20 protein-coding genes are annotated in these 21,669 nt (G+C 64.3%); 19 read left to right on the top strand and 1 reads right to left on the bottom strand.

Going from position 1 to position 21,669, the window contains the following annotated elements; genetic code table 11:
- Nucleotides 1-516 precede the first annotated feature (516 nt).
- The 8 genes from AC0L3C_RS27980 to AC0L3C_RS27945 all read left to right on the top strand — a co-directional run bounded on the left by AC0L3C_RS27980 (nucleotide 517) and on the right by AC0L3C_RS27945 (nucleotide 9,115).
- Complete coding sequence (locus tag AC0L3C_RS27980) at nucleotides 517-1,719, top strand: pyridoxal phosphate-dependent aminotransferase (RefSeq protein WP_007596745.1); 1,203 nt, start codon at nucleotides 517-519, stop codon at nucleotides 1,717-1,719.
- A gap of 163 nt (nucleotides 1,720-1,882) precedes the next feature.
- Nucleotides 1,883-2,362, top strand: coding sequence for a DUF992 domain-containing protein (locus AC0L3C_RS27975; protein ID WP_473409530.1), 480 nt, complete (start codon nucleotides 1,883-1,885; stop codon nucleotides 2,360-2,362).
- 151 nt (nucleotides 2,363-2,513) lie between these two features.
- The gene (locus AC0L3C_RS27970; RefSeq protein WP_473278586.1) at nucleotides 2,514-4,562 is read left to right on the top strand and encodes an elongation factor G; all 2,049 of its coding nucleotides are present in this window, start codon (nucleotides 2,514-2,516) and stop codon (nucleotides 4,560-4,562) included.
- 156 nt (nucleotides 4,563-4,718) lie between these two features.
- Entirely contained in the window at nucleotides 4,719-4,991 is a 273-nt protein-coding gene (locus tag AC0L3C_RS27965; RefSeq protein WP_007614761.1) for a helix-turn-helix domain-containing protein, read from the top strand.
- Nucleotides 4,992-5,100: 109 nt separating this feature from the next.
- Nucleotides 5,101-6,855, top strand: a complete 1,755-nt coding sequence (locus AC0L3C_RS27960) for a SulP family inorganic anion transporter (protein ID WP_473278585.1) — start codon at nucleotides 5,101-5,103, stop codon at nucleotides 6,853-6,855.
- A gap of 93 nt (nucleotides 6,856-6,948) precedes the next feature.
- Entirely contained in the window at nucleotides 6,949-7,782 is an 834-nt protein-coding gene (locus tag AC0L3C_RS27955) for a shikimate dehydrogenase (RefSeq protein WP_473409529.1), read from the top strand.
- A 67-nt stretch (nucleotides 7,783-7,849) separates the two neighbouring features.
- A complete protein-coding gene (locus AC0L3C_RS27950) occupies nucleotides 7,850-8,476 on the top strand; it encodes a hypothetical protein (protein ID WP_007596731.1) in 627 nt (208 codons plus the stop codon).
- 15 nt (nucleotides 8,477-8,491) lie between these two features.
- Entirely contained in the window at nucleotides 8,492-9,115 is a 624-nt protein-coding gene (locus tag AC0L3C_RS27945) for a single stranded DNA-binding domain-containing protein (protein WP_473360877.1), read from the top strand.
- Between the two features lie 229 nt (nucleotides 9,116-9,344).
- Here AC0L3C_RS27945 and AC0L3C_RS27940 read toward each other — a convergent pair whose 3' ends face one another.
- Nucleotides 9,345-10,481 (bottom strand): alpha-hydroxy acid oxidase, encoded by a 1,137-nt coding sequence (locus AC0L3C_RS27940; protein ID WP_473409528.1) that lies wholly within the window; start codon nucleotides 10,479-10,481, stop codon nucleotides 9,345-9,347.
- Nucleotides 10,482-10,616: 135 nt separating this feature from the next.
- Between AC0L3C_RS27940 and AC0L3C_RS27935 the strand changes: the two genes are divergently transcribed.
- The 11 genes from AC0L3C_RS27935 to AC0L3C_RS27885 all read left to right on the top strand — a co-directional run bounded on the left by AC0L3C_RS27935 (nucleotide 10,617) and on the right by AC0L3C_RS27885 (nucleotide 21,608).
- The gene (locus tag AC0L3C_RS27935) at nucleotides 10,617-10,784 is read left to right on the top strand and encodes a hypothetical protein (protein ID WP_473262631.1); all 168 of its coding nucleotides are present in this window, start codon (nucleotides 10,617-10,619) and stop codon (nucleotides 10,782-10,784) included.
- Nucleotides 10,785-11,005: 221 nt separating this feature from the next.
- Entirely contained in the window at nucleotides 11,006-12,349 is a 1,344-nt protein-coding gene (gene glmM, locus AC0L3C_RS27930; protein WP_027565344.1) for a phosphoglucosamine mutase, read from the top strand.
- 135 nt (nucleotides 12,350-12,484) lie between these two features.
- The gene (locus AC0L3C_RS27925; RefSeq protein ID WP_473278582.1) at nucleotides 12,485-13,732 is read left to right on the top strand and encodes an MFS transporter; all 1,248 of its coding nucleotides are present in this window, start codon (nucleotides 12,485-12,487) and stop codon (nucleotides 13,730-13,732) included.
- 236 nt (nucleotides 13,733-13,968) lie between these two features.
- Nucleotides 13,969-14,796: an outer membrane protein gene (locus tag AC0L3C_RS27920; RefSeq protein ID WP_473278581.1), complete on the top strand. Its 828-nt coding sequence runs from the start codon at nucleotides 13,969-13,971 to the stop codon at nucleotides 14,794-14,796.
- A gap of 167 nt (nucleotides 14,797-14,963) precedes the next feature.
- Complete coding sequence (locus AC0L3C_RS27915) at nucleotides 14,964-15,791, top strand: outer membrane protein (protein WP_473262634.1); 828 nt, start codon at nucleotides 14,964-14,966, stop codon at nucleotides 15,789-15,791.
- Between the two features lie 70 nt (nucleotides 15,792-15,861).
- On the top strand, nucleotides 15,862-16,461 hold the full coding sequence (locus AC0L3C_RS27910; protein ID WP_473262635.1) for a glutathione S-transferase family protein: 600 nt from the start codon (nucleotides 15,862-15,864) through the stop codon (nucleotides 16,459-16,461).
- Between the two features lie 15 nt (nucleotides 16,462-16,476).
- On the top strand, nucleotides 16,477-16,941 hold the full coding sequence (locus AC0L3C_RS27905) for a GNAT family N-acetyltransferase (RefSeq protein WP_473278580.1): 465 nt from the start codon (nucleotides 16,477-16,479) through the stop codon (nucleotides 16,939-16,941).
- Nucleotides 16,942-17,099: 158 nt separating this feature from the next.
- Entirely contained in the window at nucleotides 17,100-17,306 is a 207-nt protein-coding gene (locus AC0L3C_RS27900; RefSeq protein WP_473262637.1) for a hypothetical protein, read from the top strand.
- A 79-nt stretch (nucleotides 17,307-17,385) separates the two neighbouring features.
- Nucleotides 17,386-18,558 (top strand): phosphoserine transaminase, encoded by a 1,173-nt coding sequence (locus AC0L3C_RS27895; protein ID WP_473262638.1) that lies wholly within the window; start codon nucleotides 17,386-17,388, stop codon nucleotides 18,556-18,558.
- 134 nt (nucleotides 18,559-18,692) lie between these two features.
- Nucleotides 18,693-20,282 carry a phosphoglycerate dehydrogenase gene (gene serA / locus AC0L3C_RS27890; protein WP_247358003.1) on the top strand — a complete coding sequence of 530 codons (1,590 nt, stop codon included), beginning with the start codon at nucleotides 18,693-18,695 and terminating at the stop codon, nucleotides 20,280-20,282.
- A 153-nt stretch (nucleotides 20,283-20,435) separates the two neighbouring features.
- Nucleotides 20,436-21,608, top strand: a complete 1,173-nt coding sequence (locus AC0L3C_RS27885; RefSeq protein ID WP_473262639.1) for a thiolase family protein — start codon at nucleotides 20,436-20,438, stop codon at nucleotides 21,606-21,608.
- The last annotated feature ends 61 nt before the right edge of the window (nucleotides 21,609-21,669 follow it).

Genomic DNA, 21,669 nt, shown 5'->3' with positions numbered 1-21,669 from the left:
ATGATTCCGGAAGACGGGAAGGCGCGGCGCTTGTTGCCCCGCAACGCGGCTAAACAATGATGCCGATGCGAATCCGCCGCAAGACCCGGCCAATAGAAAAACTCGAAAACCCTACCGCATTGCAATGCGGCGGAAGATCATTTCCGTGCGACCATCCAACTCAGTTCACGCTTGCGTCAACGCGGCCTCATCGCTCGGAGCATTTGTGTGAGAAGGTCGAACGGTCGTGATCGCCTCGACCGCTGGTCTCTCGAGCGCCGGACTGCCGTCAGCTTCATGGGCGTCTTGAAGGGCGCAAAATTGCTCCGAGGACACGCGTTGTCGGATATGTGGGATTTGCCCGGCAAAGTTGCGGAAAATTGCGGAAAGTCAGGCCTTGATGCGCGCAGACACGTAAACTTTTGCGGGATCGGACCGAAGTTTCTTGCGGTGCAACGGCACTCGTTTTAGGGTGGCTCATTCCCACAATCGGAGTCGTGAAGCCAAAGGGTTCACGACGCTTGTCAGGAGATGACGATGTCCTTCCTTGCCGCTGCGCTCGACCGTGTGAAGCCGTCCGCGACCATCGCGGTCACGGATAAAGCACGTGCGCTGAAAGCGGCGGGCCGCAACGTCATCGGTCTTGGCGCCGGCGAGCCCGACTTCGACACGCCCGCCAACATCAAGCTGGCCGCGATCCACGCCATCGAAGCCGGCAAGACCAAGTACACGGCGGTCGACGGCATTCCCGAGTTGAAGGAAGCCATCATCGCCAAGTTTCAGCGCGAGAACGGCGTTGTCTACAAGGCGAACCAGATCATCGTCGGCACCGGCGGCAAGCAGGTGCTTTACAACGCACTGATGGCAACCATCAATCCGGGCGACGAGGTGATCATCCCCGCGCCGTACTGGGTCAGCTATCCAGAGATGGTGGCGCTCGCCGGCGGCGAGCCGGTGCCGGTGGTCTGCACCGCCGCGACCGGCTTCAAGCTCCAGGCCGAGGCGCTCGAGCGCGCGATCACGCCGAAGACCAAATGGGTGATCCTGTGCTCGCCGTCGAACCCGACGGGAGCTGCCTACACCAGGACCGAGCTGAAGGCGCTCACCGACGTGCTGGTCAAGCATCCCCACGTCTGGGTCATGACCGATGACATGTACGAGCATCTCGTCTATGACGACTTCCAGTTCACCACGGTCGCGCAGGTCGAGCCGAAACTCTACGACCGCACGCTCACCGTGAACGGCGTGTCGAAGGCCTATTGCATGACCGGCTGGCGCATCGGCTATGCCGGCGGTCCGGCGCAGCTCATCAAGGCGATGTCGACGATCCAGTCGCAGTCGACCTCGAACCCGTCGTCGATTGCGCAATGGGCCGCGGTCGAGGCGCTGAACGGTCCGCAGGACTTCATCCCGGCCAACAACAAGGTCTTCAAGGAGCGCCGCGACCTCGTCGTCTCCATGCTCAACCAGGCCAAGGGCATCGAATGCCCGCGGCCCGAGGGCGCCTTCTACGTCTATCCGTCCTGCGCCGGCACCATCGGCAAGACCGCGCCGTCGGGCAAGGTGATCGACAATGACGAGACGTTCGTCACCGAACTGCTGGAGACCGAAGGCGTCGCCGTGGTGCAGGGTTCGGCCTTCGGCCTCGGCCCGGCGTTCCGCATCTCCTACGCGACCAAAACCTCGGACCTCGAAGACGCCTGCAAGCGCATCCAGCGCTTCTGCGGCAATCTGCGGTAAGCTTGCAGACATGATGTGACATGAAAGGGCCCGCGCTATGCGGGTCCTTTTTCTTTCAAGTCTACGCGAGCTGGCGCCACCGGAACTGTTGTGGCATAGACCGTCGCGCATCACGGGTAGGGCGCTCTCTCTGCTCGCGTCACATTCATCGCCGGAGACATTCATGCGCCGTTCACTCCTCCTCGCTGGGCTTGCCGCTGCGAGCCTCGTTGCCTCCGTTGCGAGCGCCAGCGCGCAGTCCCGGATGGTGCAGGTGGGCGTGCTCGAATGCCGCGGCGGCGCCAGCGTGGGCTTCATCGTGGGATCGGTGACCAATCTCGGCTGCGTGCTGCGCGTCGATGGTTTGCCGGACGACCGTTACGTCGCGACGATCCGCAAGGTGGGCCTCGACCTCGGCATCACCCAGGAAACGGCACTCGCCTGGGGCGTGTTCGCGCCGGTGGACCGGCTCGGACCAGGCGACCTCGCCGGCACCTACGCCGGTGCGCAGGGCAGCGCCTCGGTCGGCGTCGGCCTTGGCGGCAACGTGCTGGTCGGCGGCTCCAACAATTCGATCGCGCTCCAGCCGCTCAGCGTGCAGGGCCAGGTCGGCCTCAACGTCGCCGCCGGCCTCGAGAGCCTGGAACTGCGCCCGGGCCGTTAACAACTCCGTGTGTGAATCGCGTCGCTCCGACGCGATTCCGGCAACGACGCACCGCAGCGACGTTTGATGCTTGCCAAATCTCGGGGACGGGCAGAGCATCGGCGTTTGCCGACCCAATCATGGGCCGAGCTCCACACCAAGGAGGCGGCGAATGGGACAAGACGTCAGAAGTCCCCGAGGTCCACGGTGCATCGCGCTGGTGGGCCCTTTCCAAAGCGGTAAAACCACACTTCTCGAAGCCATCCTGGCGCGAACGGGCGCCATCCCGCGCGCCGGCAGCGTCGATGCCGGGACCTCCGTCGGCGACGCCGCGCCAGAGGCCCGTCATCACAAGATGACGGTCGGGCTGACTGCCGTCACCACGAGTTTCATGGGCGACAGCTACACCTTCCTCGATTGTCCCGGTTCCGTCGAATTTGCCCACGACATGCGCGCCGCGCTCCCTGCGGTCGATGCCGCAATCGTGGTCTGCGAAGCCGACGAGAAGAAGCTGCCGCAGCTTCAGATCATTCTGCGCGAGCTGGAGGAACTGAAGATCCCGCGTTTCCTGTTCCTCAACAAGATCGACCGCGCCAACAAGCGCATCCGCGAGACGCTTGAGATGCTCCAGCCCGCCTCGCGCGTGCCGCTGGTGCTGCGCCAGATCCCGATCTGGAAGGACGAGCTGATCGAGGGCTTCGTCGATCTCGCGCTGGAGCGCGCGTTCATTTACCGCGAGCACAAGGCCTCCGAAGTGGTCGCGCTTCAAGGCGGCGATCTCGATCGCGAGAAGGAGGCGCGCTTCTCGATGCTGGAGAAGCTCGCCGATCACGACGATGCGCTGATGGAGCAGCTGCTCGAGGACATCCAGCCGCCGCGCGATGCCGTGTTCGACGATCTCGCCCGCGAACTGCGCGACGGGCTGATCTGCCCCGTGCTGCTGGGCGCCGCCGCACGCGAAAACGGCGTGCTGCGTTTGATGAAAGCGTTGCGTCACGAGGCGCCCGGTATCGCGGAGACCGCAAAACGTCTCGGCGTTCCCGAGACCAGGGACGCCCTCGGCTTCGTCTTCAAGACGCTGCATTCGCAGCACGGCGGAAAGCTGTCGCTGACGCGCATGCTCGCCGGCCATCTCGACGACGGTGCCACGCTGCAATCCTCCTCAGGTGGGGCCAGTCGCATCTCCGGCATTCTCGCCGTCACCGGGGCCTACGACACCAAGCGTGCTGCGGCGGAAGCCGGCGACACGGTGGCGCTCGCCAAGCTCGACCCGATCAAGACCGGCGACACGGTCTCGAACGGCAAGACCCAGCCGGCAGCGCTTGCCGCCGTTGAGCCCACTCCGCCGGTGCTCGCGATCTCGGTTGCGGCCACCGATCGCAAGGACGACGTCAAGCTCGGCCAGGCGCTGATGCGGCTGCACGAGGAGGATCCCTCGCTCATCTTCGTGATGAACGCGCAGACCCACGACACCGTGCTGTGGGGTCAGGGCGAGATGCACCTGCGCGTCGCAAGCGAGCGGCTGCGCGATCGTTTCGGCGTCAAGGTCGCCTCGCATCCCCCCGCGATCGGCTATCAGGAAACCATCCGCAAGCCGATCGTCCAGCGCGGTCGCCACAAGAAACAGTCCGGCGGACATGGCCAGTTCGGCGACGTCGTGCTCGACATCAGGCCGCTGCCGCGCGGCGAAGGCTTCAAGTTCGCCGAGAAGGTGGTCGGCGGCGCGGTGCCGCGCAACTACATCGGCGCGGTGGAAGAGGGCGTCGTCGACGGGCTCGCACGCGGCCCGCTCGGTTTCCCGGTCACCGATTTGCAGGTGACGCTGACCGACGGCTCCTATCACAGCGTCGATTCCTCAGACCTCGCCTTCCGCACGGCGGCGCGGGTCGGGCTCACCGAGGGCCTGCCGCAATGCCAGTCGGTGCTGCTGGAGCCGATCCACGTGGTCGAGATCGTCTGCCCGACCGACGCCACCGCCAAGATCAACGCGATCCTGTCGGCGCGGCGCGGCCAGATCCTCGGCTTCGACACCCGCGACGGCTGGAGCGGATGGGACTGCGTCCGCGCCATGATGCCGGAAGCGGAGATCGGTGAGCTGATCGTCGAACTGCGCTCGGCCACGGCAGGCGCCGGCAGCTTCACCCGCCAGTTCGACCACATGGCCGAAGTCACGGGCCGCGCCGCCGACCAGATCATCGCCGCGCATCAACACGCGGCGTGATCGGTCTGCCGAAGTAAGAGACGCATCACTGTCTCACTCCCTCTCCCCGTTCTTACGGGGAGAGGTTAAGGGCTTGCGTTCGGCGGAGAATGATGTATTTTACATCATTGTACATGCTCCAGACATCATTTATAATCGTTCATACGTGAGGCCAGGGTGATCACGTCGTTCCAGATGCGGGCCGCGCGTGCGCTGCTCGGCATTGACCAGAGGGCCTTGGCAGAGCTTGCAGGCGTATCGCTGCCGACCATTCAGCGAATGGAGGCGAGCACCGGCAACGTTCGCGGCGTGGTCGAGACCTTGATGAAGGTGGTCGAAGCCTTTGATCGGGCCGGCGTCGAGCTGATCGGCGAACAGGCGCGCAGCGAAGGCGGCGGACGTGGCGTTCGGCTCAAGGAGCCGGGGCCGCCGCGTCGGGTGGGAGCATGATCCCGCAATGATCATGCTCGGGAGCAGTCTTAACTAACGCACCGTCGCGCCCCAATACGCGGCCGCACGATGCATCGGAGCGTTGTGGGCAGCGGAGCATTTTGCTGAAATGAGCATCACAGGCGAACACGCAGGCAAGCTGCACCAGCTTCGTCGGCCGACCTTTACCGAACTCTATCTGCCAAAGCTCGTCACCGTATGGCGCGAGGGCTATGGTCTATCGGATTTCCGCGCCGATGTGTTCGCCGGCCTCACGGTCGCGATCGTCGCGCTGCCGCTGTCGATGGCGATCGCGATCGCCTCGGGCGTGACGCCGGACCGCGGACTCTACACCGCCGTCGTCGGCGGCTTCATTGCCTCACTGCTCGGCGGCAGCCGGTTCCAGATCGGTGGTCCCGCCGGCGCCTTCATTGTGCTGGTTGCGGCGACCGCCGACCGTCACGGGGTCGACGGCGTGATCTTGGCCACGCTGATGGCCGGCCTGTTCCTGATCGCTGCGGGCTTCCTGCGGATCGGCACCTATATCAAGTTCATTCCGTATCCGGTGACGGTCGGCTTCACCGCCGGCATCGCCGTCATCATCTTCGCCAGCCAGCTGCGCGATCTCGGCGGGATCACGCTCCTCGCGAAGGAGCCGAGCGAATTCGTTCCGAAACTCGTCGCGCTCGCAGGCGGCCTGCACACCGTCAATCCGTCGGCCGTCGCGGTCGCGATCGTCAGCATTGCCATCATCGCCGGCCTGCGACGCTGGCGGCCGTCCTGGCCGGGCATCCTGATCGCGGTCGTGCTCGCGGCGGTCGCATGTGCCCTGCTGTCGCTGCCGGTCGAGACCGTCGGATCGCGCTTCGGCGGTATTCCGCGCGAACTGCCCTCGCCGGCCTTGCCTGCGTTCTCGCTCGCGAAGGCGACCGCCGTGCTGCCCGATGCGATCTCCTTCGCGCTGCTCGCCGCCATCGAATCGCTGCTGTCGGCGGTGGTGGCCGACGGCATGACCGGACGCCGTCACCGCTCCAATTGCGAGCTGGTGGCGCAAGGCGCCGCCAATGTCGGTGCGGCGCTGTTCGGCGGCATCTGCGTCACGGGGCTGATCGCGCGTACCGCGACCAACATCCGCGCCGGCGCGCGGGGGCCGCTCGCGGGCATGTTGCATTCGGTCTTCCTGTTGCTGTTCATGCTGATCGCAGCGCCGCTCGCGAGCTACATCCCGCTGGCCGCGCTCGCCGCCGTGCTCGTCGTGGTGGCCTGGACCATGGCGGAGAAGCACGAATTCGCGACGCTCCTGCGCTCGTCATGGGGCGATGCCGTCGTGCTGCTCGCAACCTTCCTGCTCACCATCTTCCGCGATCTGACCGAGGGCATTCTGGTCGGCTTCGCGCTTGGCGCGGTCCTGTTCATCCATCGCATGGCGGAAATGACCGGCATCGAGGAACGTTCGCCGATGGTGGCCGCCGATCGTCCCGATGACGAAAATGGCGAGCGCGTGCCTTACGACCCCGCGCTCGCGGTCGATCGCGACGTGCTGGTCTATCGAATCACCGGCGCGTTCTTCTTCGGCGCAGCCTCGGCGATCGGCAGCGTGCTCGACGGCATCGCCGACAAGCGCAAGGGTTTTGTGGTCGATTTCGCCGCGGTGCCGTTCCTGGATTCGACCGCGGCCAACGTGCTCGGCCGCGTCGCCGCCAAGGCCCACCGGCAGGGCATCCGGCTGTTCATCACGGGGGCATCGCCAACGGTTCGCCGCGCGCTGCTCACCCATGGCGTCACGCCGCCACGCGCGCGCTATCGCGAGACCATCGCGCGTGCGGTTGCCGACATCAAGGGCGGCGCGGCACACCCAGCGGCCGGTGAGGCGGGCACGACCTGAGGTCGAGCCTCTCACGAGACGGCCCGCGCGCTTGACAGGGCCTGCGGGACGCGAAATGGATCGCCTCCGAAACGACCCCAGGGGAGGACGACCGTGACCAAGGCTCCCGCAGCCTGTCTGATCGGATGGCCGGCTGCGCATTCGCGCTCGCCGCTGATCCATCGTTACTGGCTGCGCACGCTCGGGATCGAGGGTGGCTATGTCATCGAGGCGGTTCCGCCGGATAATCTGCGCGACTTCGTGCTGCGGCTGTCGCTGCGCGGCTTCGTCGGCGCCAACGTCACCATTCCGCACAAGGAGGGCGTGCTCGAGCTCTCGACGCCAGATGCCCGCGCGCAGGCGGTGGGGGCGGCCAACACGCTGTGGTTTGCGGACGGCGAGCTGCGCTCGACCAACACCGACGTCGAGGGCTTCATCGGCAATCTCGACGCCAGTGCGCCCGGCTGGGACGCAGCCGAAGAGGCGCTGGTGCTCGGCGCCGGCGGCTCCTCGCGCGCCATTGTGTTCGGGCTGCTCGAACGCGGCATCGAGCGCGTCCATCTCGCCAACCGCACCATCGGCCGGGCCGAGACGCTTGCAAGGCAGTTCGGACCGAAGGTGCATCCTGTTGCGTGGGAGCGGATCGAAGATATCCTGCCGCGTGCAAAACTTCTCGTGAACACGACCTCGCTCGGCATGCACGGTCAGCCTTCACTCGACCTTGAAGTGGCGCGCCTGCCGGATGGCGCCGTGGTCGCCGATCTCGTCTATGTCCCGCTGGTGACGCCGCTGCTCGCGGCCGCAAAGGCGCGCCGGCTGAAGACCGCCGACGGGCTCGGCATGCTGCTGCATCAGGCGGTCCGTGGTTTCGAGCTGTGGTTCGGCCAGCGGCCGCAGGTCACGGCAGAGCTGCGCGCGCTGGTCGAGGCCGATCTCACAAAGACTTGAGAGAATAGCGCGTAACCTCCGGAGTTCTATGTCCGTAAGGGGACAATAGGGACAATCGGAGACCATCATGTCTGTTCAACGTGCAACTTTCACACGTCCGCTCATCGCTGTCGCGATGGTGGCCGTCTCGACCCTCTCGGCACTTGCGCAAAGGGCGCCGGTGCCGACGCGCGTGCGCGGCACGATCGAAAGCGTCAATGGCGACACGATGCAGGTCAAGGCGCGCAGCGGCGAGGACGTCAAGCTGCACATCGCCTCCGACGTGAACGTGTCGGGCATTACCAGGATTTCACTTGCCGACATCAAGCCCGGCTCCTTCGTCGGCGCCACCACCGTGCCGGGACCCGACGGCGGCGCGAACGCGGTCGAGGTCCACGTGTTTCCGGAGAGCATGCGCGGCACCGGTGAGGGCTCGCGACCTTATGACCTCAAGCCCAACTCCAGCATGACCAATGCGACCGTGTCGGAGAGCGTGGTCGGCAATGACGGCCATACGCTGCTGGTCAAGTACAAGGACGGCGAGAAGAAGGTGTTCGTCGCTGACAATACGCCGGTGGTGACCTTCGTGCCCGGCGACAAATCCGATCTGAAGGCCGGCGCCAAGGTGATCGCCTTCATGAAGCAGCTGCCGGACGGCTCGTTCGAAACCAACCGCGTCAGCGTCGGCCGCGACGGCCTGACGCCGCCGATGTAAATGGAGACTAACAACATGTCGAAGAGAAGCTGGATATCACGCCTCGGCGTGGCCGCATTCGCCGCCTGCATCGTCACGTCATCCGCCCTGGCGCAGCAGACGCCGACGGTCCGCATCCGCGGCACCATCGAGAGCGTCGACGGCAACACGCTCGGCATCAAGACCCGCGAAGGCAGCGACGTGAAGGTGCGCATGACCGACAACGTCGCCGTCTTCGCGGTGGTGAAGACGTCGTTGTCGGAGATCAAGGACGGCTCGTATATCGGCGTCACCGGCCTGCCCGAGCCCGACGGTACCCAGAAGGCGATCGCGGTGCACATCTTCCCCGAAAACCAGCGCGGCGCGGCCGAAGGTTTTCGTCCCTGGGACGCACGCGCCAACTCGACCATGACCAACGCCACCGTGGCGCAGACCGTGAAGGGCACCGACGGCCAGAACATCACGGTGAAGTACAAGGACGGTGAGAAGAAAGTCGTGGTGCCCCCGGACACACCGATCGTCACCTTCGTCGCCAGCGACAAATCCGAGCTCAAGCCGGGCGCCAAGCTGATCATTTTCGGTGCGGTGAAGAAGGACGATGGTTCGCTGGAAGCCAACCGCGTCAACGTCGGCAGGGATGGGGTGACGCCGCCGATGTGAGGCGAGAAATATAGAGCGCAACTGCCGCAACAAATTCCACTGTCGTCCCGGACAAGCGTAAGCGCAGATCCGGGACCCATAACCACAGGGAGAAGTTGTTGCGCGATGCAGGTCGCTCCGAGTCCCCCGTAACCACGCCTCCCTGTGGTTATGGTCCCGGATCAGCGCTCCGCTTCGCTGCGCTTGTCCGGGACGACCGCTGTTGTTGCAGCTGCATCCCGGTAGACGCTCACATCGCGATGATATGCTCGTCGATCTCGTCAATCCTGTTGACGCCGCACAGGCCCATGGTGGTGAGCAGCTCCTTCTGGATGATGTCGATCGCCTTGGCGACGCCGGCCTGGCCGCCGGCGCCCAGGCCATAGGCGTAGGCGCGGCCGATCATGCAGGACTTTGCGCCGAGCGCGAGCGCGCGCATCACGTCCTGGCCGGAGCGGATGCCGCCGTCGAACATGATTTCCATCCTGTCACCGACCGCCTCGGCGATCTCGGGCAGCACCTCGATGGATGACGGCGCGCCGTCGAGCTGACGGCCGCCATGGTTCGAGACGACGAGAGCCTGCGCGCCGGTCTTGGCGGCTTCCTCGGCGTCCTCGACATCCAGAATGCCCTTGATGATCAGCTTGCCCGGCCAGATGCTGCGGACCCACTCGACGTCCTTCCAGTTCAGGGACGTGTCGAACTGCGACGCCGTCCACTCGGCGAGGCGATTGAGGTCCCCGGTGTTCTTCACATGGCCGGCGATGTTACCGAAGGTGCGACGCTTGCCTTGCAGCACGCCGGAGACCCAGGTCGGCTTGCTGGCGAAATCCAACAGCTTCGAGAGCGACCATTCCGGCGGCACCGTCATGCCGTTCTTGATGTCGGCGTGGCGCTGGCCGATGACCTGGAGATCGACTGTCAGCACCAGCGCGGAGCATTTCGCCGCGATCGCGCGCTGGATCAATTCCTTGATGAAACCGCGGTCCTTCATCACGTAGAGCTGGAACCAGAACGGCTTCTCGACATTGGCCGCGATGTCCTCGATCGAGCAGATCGACATCGTCGACTGCGTGAACGGGATACCGGCGGCTTGCGCGGCGCGGCAGGCATGGATCTCGCCATCGCCATGCTGCATGCCGAGCAGGCCCACCGGCGCGAGTATCAGCGGCATGGTCGAGGGCTCGCCGAGGATCGTGGTGGAAGTGTCGCGTTTGGAGACGTCGACCAGGATGCGCTGGCGGAACTTGATCGCCTGCATGTCTTCGCGGTTGGCGCGCAGCGTTTCCTCGGCGTAGGAGCCGCGGTCGCAATAATCGAAGAACGCCTTCGGCACGCGGCGCTGATGCAGTGTGCGAAGATCGTCGATACAGGTGATGTGCTTCATGAACGTTTCCCCGGCCCGTCTTGTCGGAAGAGTCTCGCATTGGAAGACTCTTGCATCGGAAGATCGAGGGGTCATCTAGCATGGTTGGATGCATAGCCAAATCGTTTGCAAATTCTTTGTGGAGAGGAGGGCGCCATGACCAGGCCGCACACCGGACCGACGCCGGAGGAGATCAAGGAGAAGCATGATCTCGAGGAAGCGCTGGAGGAAGGTCTGGAAGAGACCTTTCCGGGCTCCGATCCCGTCAGCGTCACCCAGCCGGCGCCGAGCCGCGGGGACGGCCATGTGAAGCGCTCGGACTAAGGCGCGGGTTCCGCCCTGTTCCGGCGTCCTTGCTGGAAATATAGTGTTAACAAGGCGTTATCGGCACCGGGGTACGTCCGGTTCCGTAATGATTCATCATATTTTTTGAAGCCAAGTTAGCCGCGATGGCTTTATAAGACCTCAGCAAATCAGGGATGCGGGTCCCGCCAGGGCACCCGCAGGTTGTCTTGGGGATCCCTGGTTGTCGCGTGGGGGACGATATGAGCCGCAAATATTTCGGGACGGATGGGATCCGGGGCCGCGCCAACGGGCTGATCACGCCGGAGCTCGCGCTCAAGGTCGGCCAGGCCGCAGGCCTGGCGTTTCAGCGCGGTGACCACCGCCACAGGGTGGTGATCGGCAAGGACACGCGCTTGTCCGGCTACATGATCGAATACGCGATGGTGGCGGGCTTCACCTCGGTCGGCATGGACGTGCTGCTGGTCGGCCCGATGCCGACGCCGGCGGTTGCGATGCTGACCAAGTCGATGCGCGCCGATCTCGGCGTGATGATCTCCGCCTCGCACAATCTGTTCGAGGACAACGGCATCAAGCTGTTCGGCCCGCAGGGCTTCAAGCTCTCCGACGACGTCGAGAAGCAGATCGAGCAGCTGCTCGATGAGCCCATCGACAAGCGTCTTGCCCAGAGCGCCAGTCTCGGCCGCGCCCGCCGCATCGACGGCGTGCATGACCGCTACATCGAATTCGCCAAGCGCACGCTGCCGCGCGATCTGTCGCTCGACGGCCTGCGCGTCGTGGTCGATTGCGCCAATGGCGCCGCCTACAAGGTGGTGCCGGAAGCGCTGTGGGAGCTGGGCGCCGACGTGATCCCGATCGGGGTCGAGCCCGACGGCTTCAACATCAACAAGGAATGCGGCTCCACCTCGCCCGAGGCGCTGTCGAAGAAGGTGCGCGAGATGCGCGCCGACATCGGCATCGCGCTCGACGGTGACGCCGATCGCGTCATCCTGGTCGACGAGCGCGGCCACATCGTCGACGGCGACCAGCTGCTCGCGGTGATCGCGCAGAGCTGGAAGGAAGACGGCCGGCTTTCGCGATCGGGCATCGTCGCCACCGTGATGTCGAACCTCGGGCTCGAGCGATTCCTCAATGCGCAGGGGCTCGATCTCGTGCGCACGCCGGTCGGCGACCGCTACGTGCTCGAGCAGATGCTGAACGGCGGCTACAATCTCGGCGGCGAGCAGTCCGGCCACATCATCCTGTCCGACTACGCCACCACCGGCGACGGCTTCGTTGCCGCGTTGCAGGTGCTTGCCGTGGTGCAGAAGCTGCGCCGCCCGGTGTCCGAAGTCTGCCATCGCTTCGATCCGCTGCCGCAGATCCTGAAGAACGTCCGTCACAAGGGCGGCAAGCCGCTCGACAATTCCGACGTCAAATCGGCGATCTCCGACGGCGAGCAGCGGCTCAACGGCCACGGCCGCCTGCTGATCCGCTCCTCCGGCACCGAGCCGGTGATCCGCGTCATGGGCGAGGGCGAGGATCGCATCCTGGTCGAGGACGTCGTCGATACCATCGTCTCGGCGCTCGGGCAGGCCGCGGCCTGAGGCGCTACGCTACGAATTCCCGCAAAGGATGGAGCGAAGCGCATCCCAGCCATCGACGATTGGCGGTGGATCGGTCGCCGCGCGCAGCGTAACTAGCTTGTCGCGGCAATCTGCCGCGCCGGCCGGGATGCTCCATTGAACAAGCCAGTCGTCGTCTCAGAGGAAACGCTGACCGAGCCCGTCGTGGTCAGCGACGTGGCACAAGCAGCCAAGGCCGCAGGGCCGGCCTATGTCGTGCTTGCCGGCATCAGCTTCTCGCACTTCCTCAACGACACCATGCAGTCGCTGATCGCTTCCGTGTATCCGATCCTGAAGGACACCTACGCGCTCGACTTCGCGCAGATCGGCATGATCACGCTGGCCTTCCAGTTCACGGCTTCGCTGCTCCAGCCGGTGGTCGGCCACTACACCGACAAGAAGGCGCAGCCCTATTCGCTGTCGATCGGCATGGCCTCGACCTTCTTCGGTCTGTTGCTGCTCAGTGCCGCTCACCAATATCTGGTCATCCTCGTCGCCGCCGCGCTGGTCGGCCTCGGCTCGGCGGTCTTTCATCCGGAATCGGCGCGCATCGCGCGGCTCGCCTCCGGCGGGCGCTACGGTTTTGCGCAATCGGTGTTTCAGCTCGGCGGCAGTTTTGGCACCTCGATGGGACCGGTGCTCGCCGCGGTCATAGTCGTGCCGTTCGGGCAGGGCAGCATCGCCTGGTTCTCCTCGATCGCCTTTCTCGCTATCCTCATCCTCTGGCGCATCGGCCGCTGGTACGAACCGCAGATCAAGGCGAAGAAGACCGCGGTGGCTCAAGCCCATCCCGACGCGCCGAGCTCGCGTCGCGTCGTCGTTGCGCTCCTCGTGCTGGTTGCGCTGCTGTTCTCGAAACAGCTCTACGTCTCGAGCCTGTCGAGCTACTACATCTTCTATCTGATCGACCGTTTCGGCGTGTCGACGCAGGCCGCGCAGATGTATCTCTTCATCTTCCTTGCGGCGAACGCCGTCGGCGCTTTTCTCGGCGGTCCCCTGGGCGATCGCTTCGGCCGCAAGATCGTGATCTGGATCTCGATCCTGGGGGCGCTGCCGTTCACGCTGGCGCTGCCCTATGCCGGGCTCTATGCGAGCGCGGTGCTGTCCGTGATCATCGGCCTGATCATCTCCTCGACGACGTCGTCGATCATCGTGTTCGCGCAGGAGCTGGTACCGCATCGCTTCGGCATGATCTCCGGCGTGTTCTTCGGTGTCGCGTTCGGCATCGGCGGCCTTGGCGCCGCCGTGCTCGGCAAGCTCGCCGATCACACCTCGATCGCGTTCGTCTATCAGGTCTGCGCCTATCTACCCGCGATCGGCCTGCTTGCGGTGTTCCTGCCCAAGCTGCCGCGGCACGCGCGTTAACATATCCTCTCTTGCTGCAACGCGGCTTCATACATCGTTAGGAAATGCGGCGAAGCCGTCGCATTTGGCGCTGCATTTTTGCAACGCTCGCGCCGCATGCGCGCGTGCGGTCAGAAAAAATCAACCTTAAAAATTAGGGTTAAGTGGCGCTTAAACATTTGCTGGCATCGTCCGGGCCGTGAGTTTCCAGAACGTGAGGCGCCGTATTTGCCTCACCGGCCAAAAGGACGAAGCCAATGCGTAGCGTTAAGTCTCTCCTTGCCGCGGGTGCGGCAACCCTGATCTCCTCGATGGCGTTCGCCGCCGACATGCCGATCGCGGCGCCCCCTCCGATGTACGCGCCCCCGGCTCCGCCCGCCGATTTCGGCGGCTGGTATCTGCGCGGCGACGTCGGCATGACCAACCAGCGCGCCAAGAGCATCGAGGGCGCCATAGCGCCTGGGTTTACGAAGACGACGGAGGGACTCGGCTTCGACTCGGCGACGCTGTTCGATCTCGGCGTCGGCTACCGCTTCAACAACTGGTTCCGTGGCGACGTGATCGGCCAGTACCGGGGCAGGGCCAATCTGCACGGCAGCGACAACGTCATTGGACCCGGCTTCGTCGGCGTCAACAATTACAGCGGCAGCAAATCCGAGTGGGTCGTCATGGCCAATGCCTATGTCGATCTCGGCACCTGGTGGTGCATCACCCCGTTCATCGGCGCCGGTGTCGGCGGCTCCTACAACAAGCTCAGCGGCTTCCGCGACGACGGCGTGTCGTACAGCCCGGGGCTCAACAACAGCGTCGCTTACTTCGCCGACAACGGAAAGTGGAACCTCGCCTGGGCCGCCCACGCCGGTCTCGCCTACAAGGTCAATCCCGGGTTCACCGTCGAACTGGCCTACAGCTACATGAACCTCGGCGACGCGGCGCCCGGCAACTATCGCTTGTTCGACAACAGCGCTTCGGGTCCGTCCACGATCAAGATCAAGGAGCTCACCTCGCACGACGTCAAGCTCGGCGTGCGTTGGGATCTCAACAGCCCGCCGGCCTACATGCCGCCGCTCGTCACCAAGGGCTGATCGGCAGCCTCATCGCTTAACCTCTCTTAACGGCGCGGGATCATCCCGCGCCGTTTTGCTTTGCGAATTTTTCATGGCGCGCGGCGACGAAAGGCTCCGGCGCAACCATTGGTTAAGGTTAACGAGCCATGATCACGGCTGAAAGTTCGAGTTCGATGGAGCGTTCGATGCGTAGGCTTTTGTTGGCGGCGGCGATGTTGGGGACGGTGTCTGCGGCGCAAGCGGCCGATCTCTCTGACTTGCCCATCCTGCGCGGCAGCTTCACCGACGGCCTGAGCAAGTCCGGCGTCAACTGGCAGGGAAGCTATATCGGCGCCCAGGGCGGCTATGGCTCGTCGGATGAGAACTTCAGAGGCTCGACCAGCAATATGATGGCGGCGTTGTTGGCCGATACCTTGATCGAAAGTGAGATGGGCGTATCGCAGTGGAACCTCGGACTTGGCAAGGCTTCACAGCGCACCAGCGGCTACGGCGCTTTCGTCGGCTACAATGCCCAGTGGGACGACGTCGTACTCGGCCTCGAAATGAGCTACCTGCACGGCAAGTTCGGTGGAACGGCGTCAGCCTCGGAGCGGCGCGTCAGCGCTCTCGTCCTGTCCGACAACAATTTTCACGACGTCACGGCGACCTCCACGTCGTCGATCAACATCAGCGACATGGCGACATTCCGCGGCCGCGCAGCTTACGCCTGGGGATGCTTTCTGCCCTACATGTTCGCGGGTCTCGCACTCGGAAATGCCGACATCATCCGCACGGTCAGTGCGCAGGACCGCATCAGCGCGACCCTATTAGGTCCCTATACTCCACTCGCGCCGCTGAGCTCGACGGACGCCCAGCATAACCATTTGATCTACGGCTACACCGCCGGTCTTGGCGTCGACGTCAATCTGGTCGGTGGACTGTTCTTCCGCGGTGAGTACGAATATATCCGCTTCAGCTCGGCGGTCGACACCAGCATCAATACCGTCCGCGCCGGTCTCGGCTACAAGTTCTGACGGGCGCGCGCGCCGCCGATTGACAGGCCGCCTCCGTCCTGATGCTCTGTCGCTGAACGCGGGGGCAGCGATGCGGATCTACGGCGATACCAATTCCGGCAATTGTCTGAAGGTGAAGTGGGTCTGCGACAAGCTCGCGCTGCCCTACCAGTGGATCGAGATCGACACTCGCAAGGGCGAAAGCCGCACGCCGCAATTCCTGAGGATGAACGGCGCCGGCCAGGTGCCCACGGTGGCCTTCGACGAAGGTCGCACGCTGGCGCAATCCAATGCCATCATCCGCTATCTCGCGCGCGACAGTGCGCTCATTCCGCGCGATGCCTTCACTGCCGCGAAGATGGACGAATGGCTGTTCTGGGAGCAATACAGCCACGAGCCCTATATCGCGGTGTGCCGCTTCCAGATCGTCTATCTCGGCAAGAACGCCTCCGAGCTCGATCCCGAAAAGGTCAAGCGCGGCTATGCGGCGCTCGATCGCATGGAGCAGCATCTGGCGGCAGGCCGCTTCTTCGCCGGTGATGACGTTTCGCTTGCCGACGTCTCGCTGCTTGCCTATACGCGCGTCGCGCATGAAGGCGGCTTCGATCTCGGTCGTTATGCCGCCATCCGCCGCTGGATCGGCGAAGCCGAGACCTTTCTCGGCCTTCCCAAGTGCGCTAAGGCGCGCTGAGGCAGGAGTAACTCAATGAACGGCGAATCCGTCTCCATTCGTCCCGCGCGCCGCGAGGATGTTGCTGTGATCGTGGCGATGCTCGCCGACGATCATCTCGGGCGCGCACGCGAGCGCGTGGAAGATCCGTTGCCTGCGTCCTATTACGAGGCATTCGCGCGGGTCGATCGCGACCAAAATATCCAGCTCGTGGTTGCCGAGAGCGAGGGCAGGGTAGTCGGCTGCCTGCAGCTCGCGATCCTGCCGGGTCTCAGCTCGCAAGGCGGCTTGCGCGGTTTGCTCGAAGACGTCCGCGTTGCCTCCGATTGCCGCAGCCGCGGCATCGGCGAGCAATTGGTGCAATGGGCGGTGACGGAAGCGAAAGCGTGCGGCTGCAATCTGGTCGAACTGCTGACGCATCAGACGCGAACGGATGCGCAGCGCTTCTACAAGCGGCTTGGGTTCACGGCGAGTCACGTCGGCATGACTGTCCGCTTTTGACGCAGCACGCTATGCGCCTTGCGCGATCAACGAAATCGGATCGCGCATACGTTCATCTTAAGAGCTGATAAACTACCCGTTCGACGTTCACGTGGAACCAGGAACGAACGGTGCTACGCGAGCGTCTGAAACCGGGCTCGATCGGTTCGGGGATTTCGATGACAAGCTATTCGATGATCAAGGTCGGTAACGACTACGTCGTGCAGGCCAATGACAAATGCATTTTGAAAGTCGGCAGCCGCCGCCGCGCCGCGCAATTGATCAACGATGCCACGGACTTGTTGAACGCGCTCGCCGCCGTCGAATCCCCCAAAATCGCACCGGAGACAACATCACTCGCGCGTGAGGCCCCGGAACTTCCTTGACGACCCTTCCCGATTCCCGTATCAGCCGCGGCGGGACACCTCCCCCCAACGGGAGGCTTACTATCTGGAAGGGTAGACGATGACTGTAGCGAAGCCCGCTTCGCGGCCAAACGTGCCGCATTTTTCCTCCGGCCCCTGCGCCAAGCGCCCCGGATGGAATGCCCAAAATCTCAAGGACGCAGCGCTCGGCCGTTCGCATCGCGCGAAGGTCGGCAAGACCAAGCTCAAGCTCGCGATCGATTTGACGCGCGAGGTGCTCGAAGTGCCCGCCGATTATCGCATCGGCATCGTGCCGGCCTCCGATACCGGCGCGGTCGAGATGGCGCTGTGGTCGATGCTGGGTGCCCGGCCCGTCACCACGCTCGCCTGGGAATCCTTCGGCGAGGGCTGGGTCAGCGACATCGTCAAGGAATTGAAGCTCAAGGACGTCACCAAGCTCAACGCGGCTTACGGTGAGATCCCCGACCTCTCCAAGGTCGATCCGAAGTCCGACGTCGTCTTCACCTGGAACGGCACCACCTCGGGTGTGCGCGTGCCGAACGCCGACTGGATCAGCACGACCCGCGAAGGCCTGACCATCTGCGACGCCACCTCGGCCGCGTTCGCGCAACCTCTCGACTGGGCCAAGCTCGACGTCGTCACCTTCTCCTGGCAGAAGGCGCTCGGCGGCGAAGCCGCGCATGGCATGCTGATTCTGTCGCCCCGCGCAGTGGAGCGGCTCGAAACCTACAAGCCGGCCTGGCCGCTGCCAAAGATTTTCCGCATGACCAAGGGCGGCAAGATCAACGAAGGCATTTTCATCGGCGAGACCATCAACACGCCATCGATGCTCTGCGTCGAGGATTATCTCGACGCGCTGAACTGGGCCAAGTCGATCGGCGGCCTGAAGGCGCTGATCGCGCGCGCCGACGCCAACACCAAGGTGCTCGCCGACTGGAAGGCGAAGACGCCCTGGATCGACTTCCTCGCCAAGGACGCCGCGATCCGCTCCAACACTTCGGTGTGCCTGAAGTTCACCGATCCCGCGATCACCTCGCTCTCCGAGGACGCGCAGGCCGACTTCTCCAAGAAGCTGGTGGCGCTGGTCGAGAAGGAAGGCGCGGGCTACGACTTCGCCTACTACCGCGATGCGCCGGCCGGCCTGCGCATCTGGTGCGGCGCCACCGTCGAGGCCAGCGATGTCGCGCTGCTGACCCAGTGGATCGACTGGGCCTTTGCCGAGACCAAGGCCACGCTCGCCAAGGCGGCGTAAGCAAGCTTCGCTCGTCGCGCTATCTCATCTCGTCATGGCCGGGCTTGACCCGGCCATCCATCGAAGAGAATGGATCCGCGGGTCAAGCCTGCGGATGACGGTCTCAGATTTATCGACCATCAGGGATCATTCCCATGACCAAGCCCAAAGTTCTCATTTCCGACGCGCTCTCTCCCGCCGCCGTGCAGATCTTCAAGGATCGTGGCGTTGAGGTCGACTTTCAGCCCAATCTCGGCAAGGACAAGGACAAGCTCGCCGAGATCATCGGCAATTACGACGGCCTCGCGATCCGCTCCGCGACCAAGGCGACCGCGAAGATCCTCGAGAAGGCCACCAATCTCAAGGTGATCGGTCGCGCCGGCATCGGCGTCGACAACGTCGAGATTCCCGCCGCCACGGCCAAGGGCATCATCGTGATGAACACGCCGTTCGGCAATTCGATCACGACCGCCGAGCACGCCATCACGCTGATGCTGGCGCTGGCCCGCGAGATTCCGCAGGCGGATGCTTCGACCCAGGCCGGCAAGTGGGAGAAGAACCGCTTCATGGGCGTCGAGATCACCGGCAAGGTGCTCGGCGTCGTCGGCTGCGGCAACATCGGCTCGATCGTCGCCGACCGCGCGCTCGGCCTGCGCATGAAGGTGATCGCGTTCGATCCGTTCCTGTCGCCGGAGCGCGCCAGGGACATCGGCGTCGAGAAGGTCGAGCTCGACGATCTCTTGAAGCGCGCCGACTTCATCACGCTGCATACGCCGCTGACCGAGAAGACCAAGAACATCATCGACGCAGCCGCGATAGCCAAGATGAAGAAGGGCGTGCGCCTGATCAACTGCGCCCGCGGCGGCCTCGTCGACGAGCAGGCCGTGGTCGACGCCTTGAATTCCAAGCACATCGCCGGCGCCGCATTCGACGTCTTTGTCGAGGAGCCCGCCACCGCGAACGTGCTGTTCGGTCATCCCAACGTGATCTGCACGCCGCATCTCGGCGCGTCCACCACCGAAGCGCAGGAGAACGTCGCGCTTCAGGTCGCCGAGCAGATGTCGGATTACCTGCTCACCGGCGCGATCTCGAATGCCGTCAACTTCCCCTCGATCACGGCGGAAGAGGCGCCGAAGCTGAAGCCGTTCATCGCGCTCGCCGAAAAGCTCGGCTCGTTCGCGGGACAGCTCACCGAGAGCGGCATCCTCAAGGTCGAGATCACCTATGAAGGCCACGTCGCCGAGATGAAGATCAAGGCGATCACCTCCGCCGTGCTGTCTGGCCTGTTGCGGCCGATGCTGGGCGAGGTCAACGTCGTCTCCGCGCCCGTCGTCGCCAAGGAGCGCGGCATGGTGGTGGACGAGATCGTCCGCGCCGCCCAGAGCGACTATGAAAGCCTGATCACCGTCACCGTCACCACCGAGCGGCAGGAGCGGTCGGTCTCGGGCACGGTCTATGCCGACGGCAAGCCGCGCCTGGTCGACATCAAGGGCATCCGCGTCGACGCCGAATTCGGCAAGTCGATGATCTACGTGACCAACGAGGACAAGCCGGGCTTCATCGGCAAGTTCGCGAGCCTGCTCGGCGATGCCAAGATCAACATCGCGACCTTCCATCTCGGCCGCGTCGCGCCGGGCTCCGATGCCATCGCGCTGATTGAGGTTGACGGCGCGGTGCCCGCCGACCTGCTCGCCAAGGTGCAGGCCCTGCCGCAGGTCAAGCAGGTCAAGGCGCTGACGTTCTGATACGCCGACATATTCCGACCCGCGGAACAACGCCGCCCTCTCGCGAGGGCGGCGTTTTTATTTCTCCCGCGACCACTGGACATTGTGTACCAATGGCGCCGAGAAGACCTCGACCGGCGCTCCGGTCAAAATCGTTCGAAAAGGGAGAAAACAATGCGTGAAGCCGTCATCGTTTCCTATGCACGCACGGGCCTCGCGAAATCCGGCCGCGGCGGGTTCAACATCACCCCGCCGATGTCGCTCGCGGCCCACGCCATTCACCACGCGGTCGACCGCGCCGGCGTCGAGAAGGACTATGTCGAGGATTGCTATCTCGGCAATTGCGCCCATGGCGCGCCGAACATCGGCCGCCAGGCCGCGCTGCTGGCAGGAATGCCGAAATCGACCGGGGGCGTCTCGGTGAACCGGTTCTGCTCGTCCGGTCTCCAGACCATTGCGATGGCCGCCAACTCGATCCGCTCGGACGGTTCCGACTGCATCGTCGCAGGCGGCGTCGAGAGCATCTCGATGCCGGGCGGCGGGACGCCGAAGGAATCGATCGATCCCGAGCTGCTCAAGACGGCGCCGGCGATCTTCATGGCGATGATCGACACCGCCGACATCGTCGCCGAGCGCTATAATCTCAGCCGTGAATATCAGGACGAATATTCGCTGGAGTCGCAGCGCCGCATGGCCTCCGCGCAGCAGGCGGGCAAGTTCAAGGACGAGATCGTCCCGATGAAGACCAAGATGAAAGTGGTCGACAAGGCAACCAAGGCCGAGTCGATCGTCGATTACGTCGTCGACCGCGACGAGTGCAACCGGCCCGAGACCACGCTGGAAGGTCTCGCCAAGCTCGAGCCCGTCAGGGGTCCCGGCAAGTTCGTCACGGCCGGCAACGCCAGCCAGCTGTCGGACGGTGCCGCGGCCGTGGTGCTGATGGAGGCCAAGGACGCGGAGAAGCGCGGCCTCAATCCGATGGGCCGCTTCGTCGCCTGGGCGGCGGCAGGTTGCGAGCCGGACGAGATGGGCATCGGCCCGATCTTTGCCGTGCCGAAGCTGTTGAAGCGTCATGGCCTGAAGATCGACGACATCGATCTCTGGGAGCTCAACGAAGCCTTCGCCAGCCAGTGCCTCTATTCGCGCGACAAGCTCGGCATCGATCCCGCCAAGTACAACGTCAACGGCGGCTCGATCGCGATCGGCCATCCCTTCGGCATGACCGGCGCGCGTCTCACCGGCCACATCCTCCAGGAAGGCAAGCGCCGCAAGGCCAAATGGGGCGTCGTGACGATGTGCATCGGCGGCGGCCAGGGCGGCGCGGGACTGTTCGAGATTTACAGCTGAGACGATAGCCTCATTGAATGCGAAGGGCACGGCGCCGCAAACGCCGTGCCCTTTTTGTTTG

The organism is Bradyrhizobium sp. WSM4872 (assembly GCF_055811715.1).
This window is presented reverse-complemented; position numbering and strand designations above follow the sequence as displayed.

Coding starts and splice junctions, on each gene's coding strand:
- AC0L3C_RS27980 (WP_007596745.1), top strand. CDS start 517: ATGTCCTTCCTTGCCGCTGCGCTCGACCGTGTGAAGCCGTCCGCGACC.
- AC0L3C_RS27975 (WP_473409530.1), top strand. CDS start 1,883: ATGCGCCGTTCACTCCTCCTCGCTGGGCTTGCCGCTGCGAGCCTCGTT.
- AC0L3C_RS27970 (WP_473278586.1), top strand. CDS start 2,514: ATGGGACAAGACGTCAGAAGTCCCCGAGGTCCACGGTGCATCGCGCTG.
- AC0L3C_RS27960 (WP_473278585.1), top strand. CDS start 5,101: ATGAGCATCACAGGCGAACACGCAGGCAAGCTGCACCAGCTTCGTCGG.
- AC0L3C_RS27950 (WP_007596731.1), top strand. CDS start 7,850: ATGTCTGTTCAACGTGCAACTTTCACACGTCCGCTCATCGCTGTCGCG.
- AC0L3C_RS27945 (WP_473360877.1), top strand. CDS start 8,492: ATGTCGAAGAGAAGCTGGATATCACGCCTCGGCGTGGCCGCATTCGCC.
- AC0L3C_RS27940 (WP_473409528.1), bottom strand. CDS start 10,481: ATGAAGCACATCACCTGTATCGACGATCTTCGCACACTGCATCAGCGC.
- AC0L3C_RS27935 (WP_473262631.1), top strand. CDS start 10,617: ATGACCAGGCCGCACACCGGACCGACGCCGGAGGAGATCAAGGAGAAG.
- glmM (WP_027565344.1), top strand. CDS start 11,006: ATGAGCCGCAAATATTTCGGGACGGATGGGATCCGGGGCCGCGCCAAC.
- AC0L3C_RS27920 (WP_473278581.1), top strand. CDS start 13,969: ATGCGTAGCGTTAAGTCTCTCCTTGCCGCGGGTGCGGCAACCCTGATC.
- AC0L3C_RS27915 (WP_473262634.1), top strand. CDS start 14,964: ATGCGTAGGCTTTTGTTGGCGGCGGCGATGTTGGGGACGGTGTCTGCG.
- AC0L3C_RS27910 (WP_473262635.1), top strand. CDS start 15,862: ATGCGGATCTACGGCGATACCAATTCCGGCAATTGTCTGAAGGTGAAG.
- AC0L3C_RS27905 (WP_473278580.1), top strand. CDS start 16,477: ATGAACGGCGAATCCGTCTCCATTCGTCCCGCGCGCCGCGAGGATGTT.
- AC0L3C_RS27900 (WP_473262637.1), top strand. CDS start 17,100: ATGACAAGCTATTCGATGATCAAGGTCGGTAACGACTACGTCGTGCAG.
- AC0L3C_RS27895 (WP_473262638.1), top strand. CDS start 17,386: ATGACTGTAGCGAAGCCCGCTTCGCGGCCAAACGTGCCGCATTTTTCC.
- serA (WP_247358003.1), top strand. CDS start 18,693: ATGACCAAGCCCAAAGTTCTCATTTCCGACGCGCTCTCTCCCGCCGCC.
- AC0L3C_RS27885 (WP_473262639.1), top strand. CDS start 20,436: ATGCGTGAAGCCGTCATCGTTTCCTATGCACGCACGGGCCTCGCGAAA.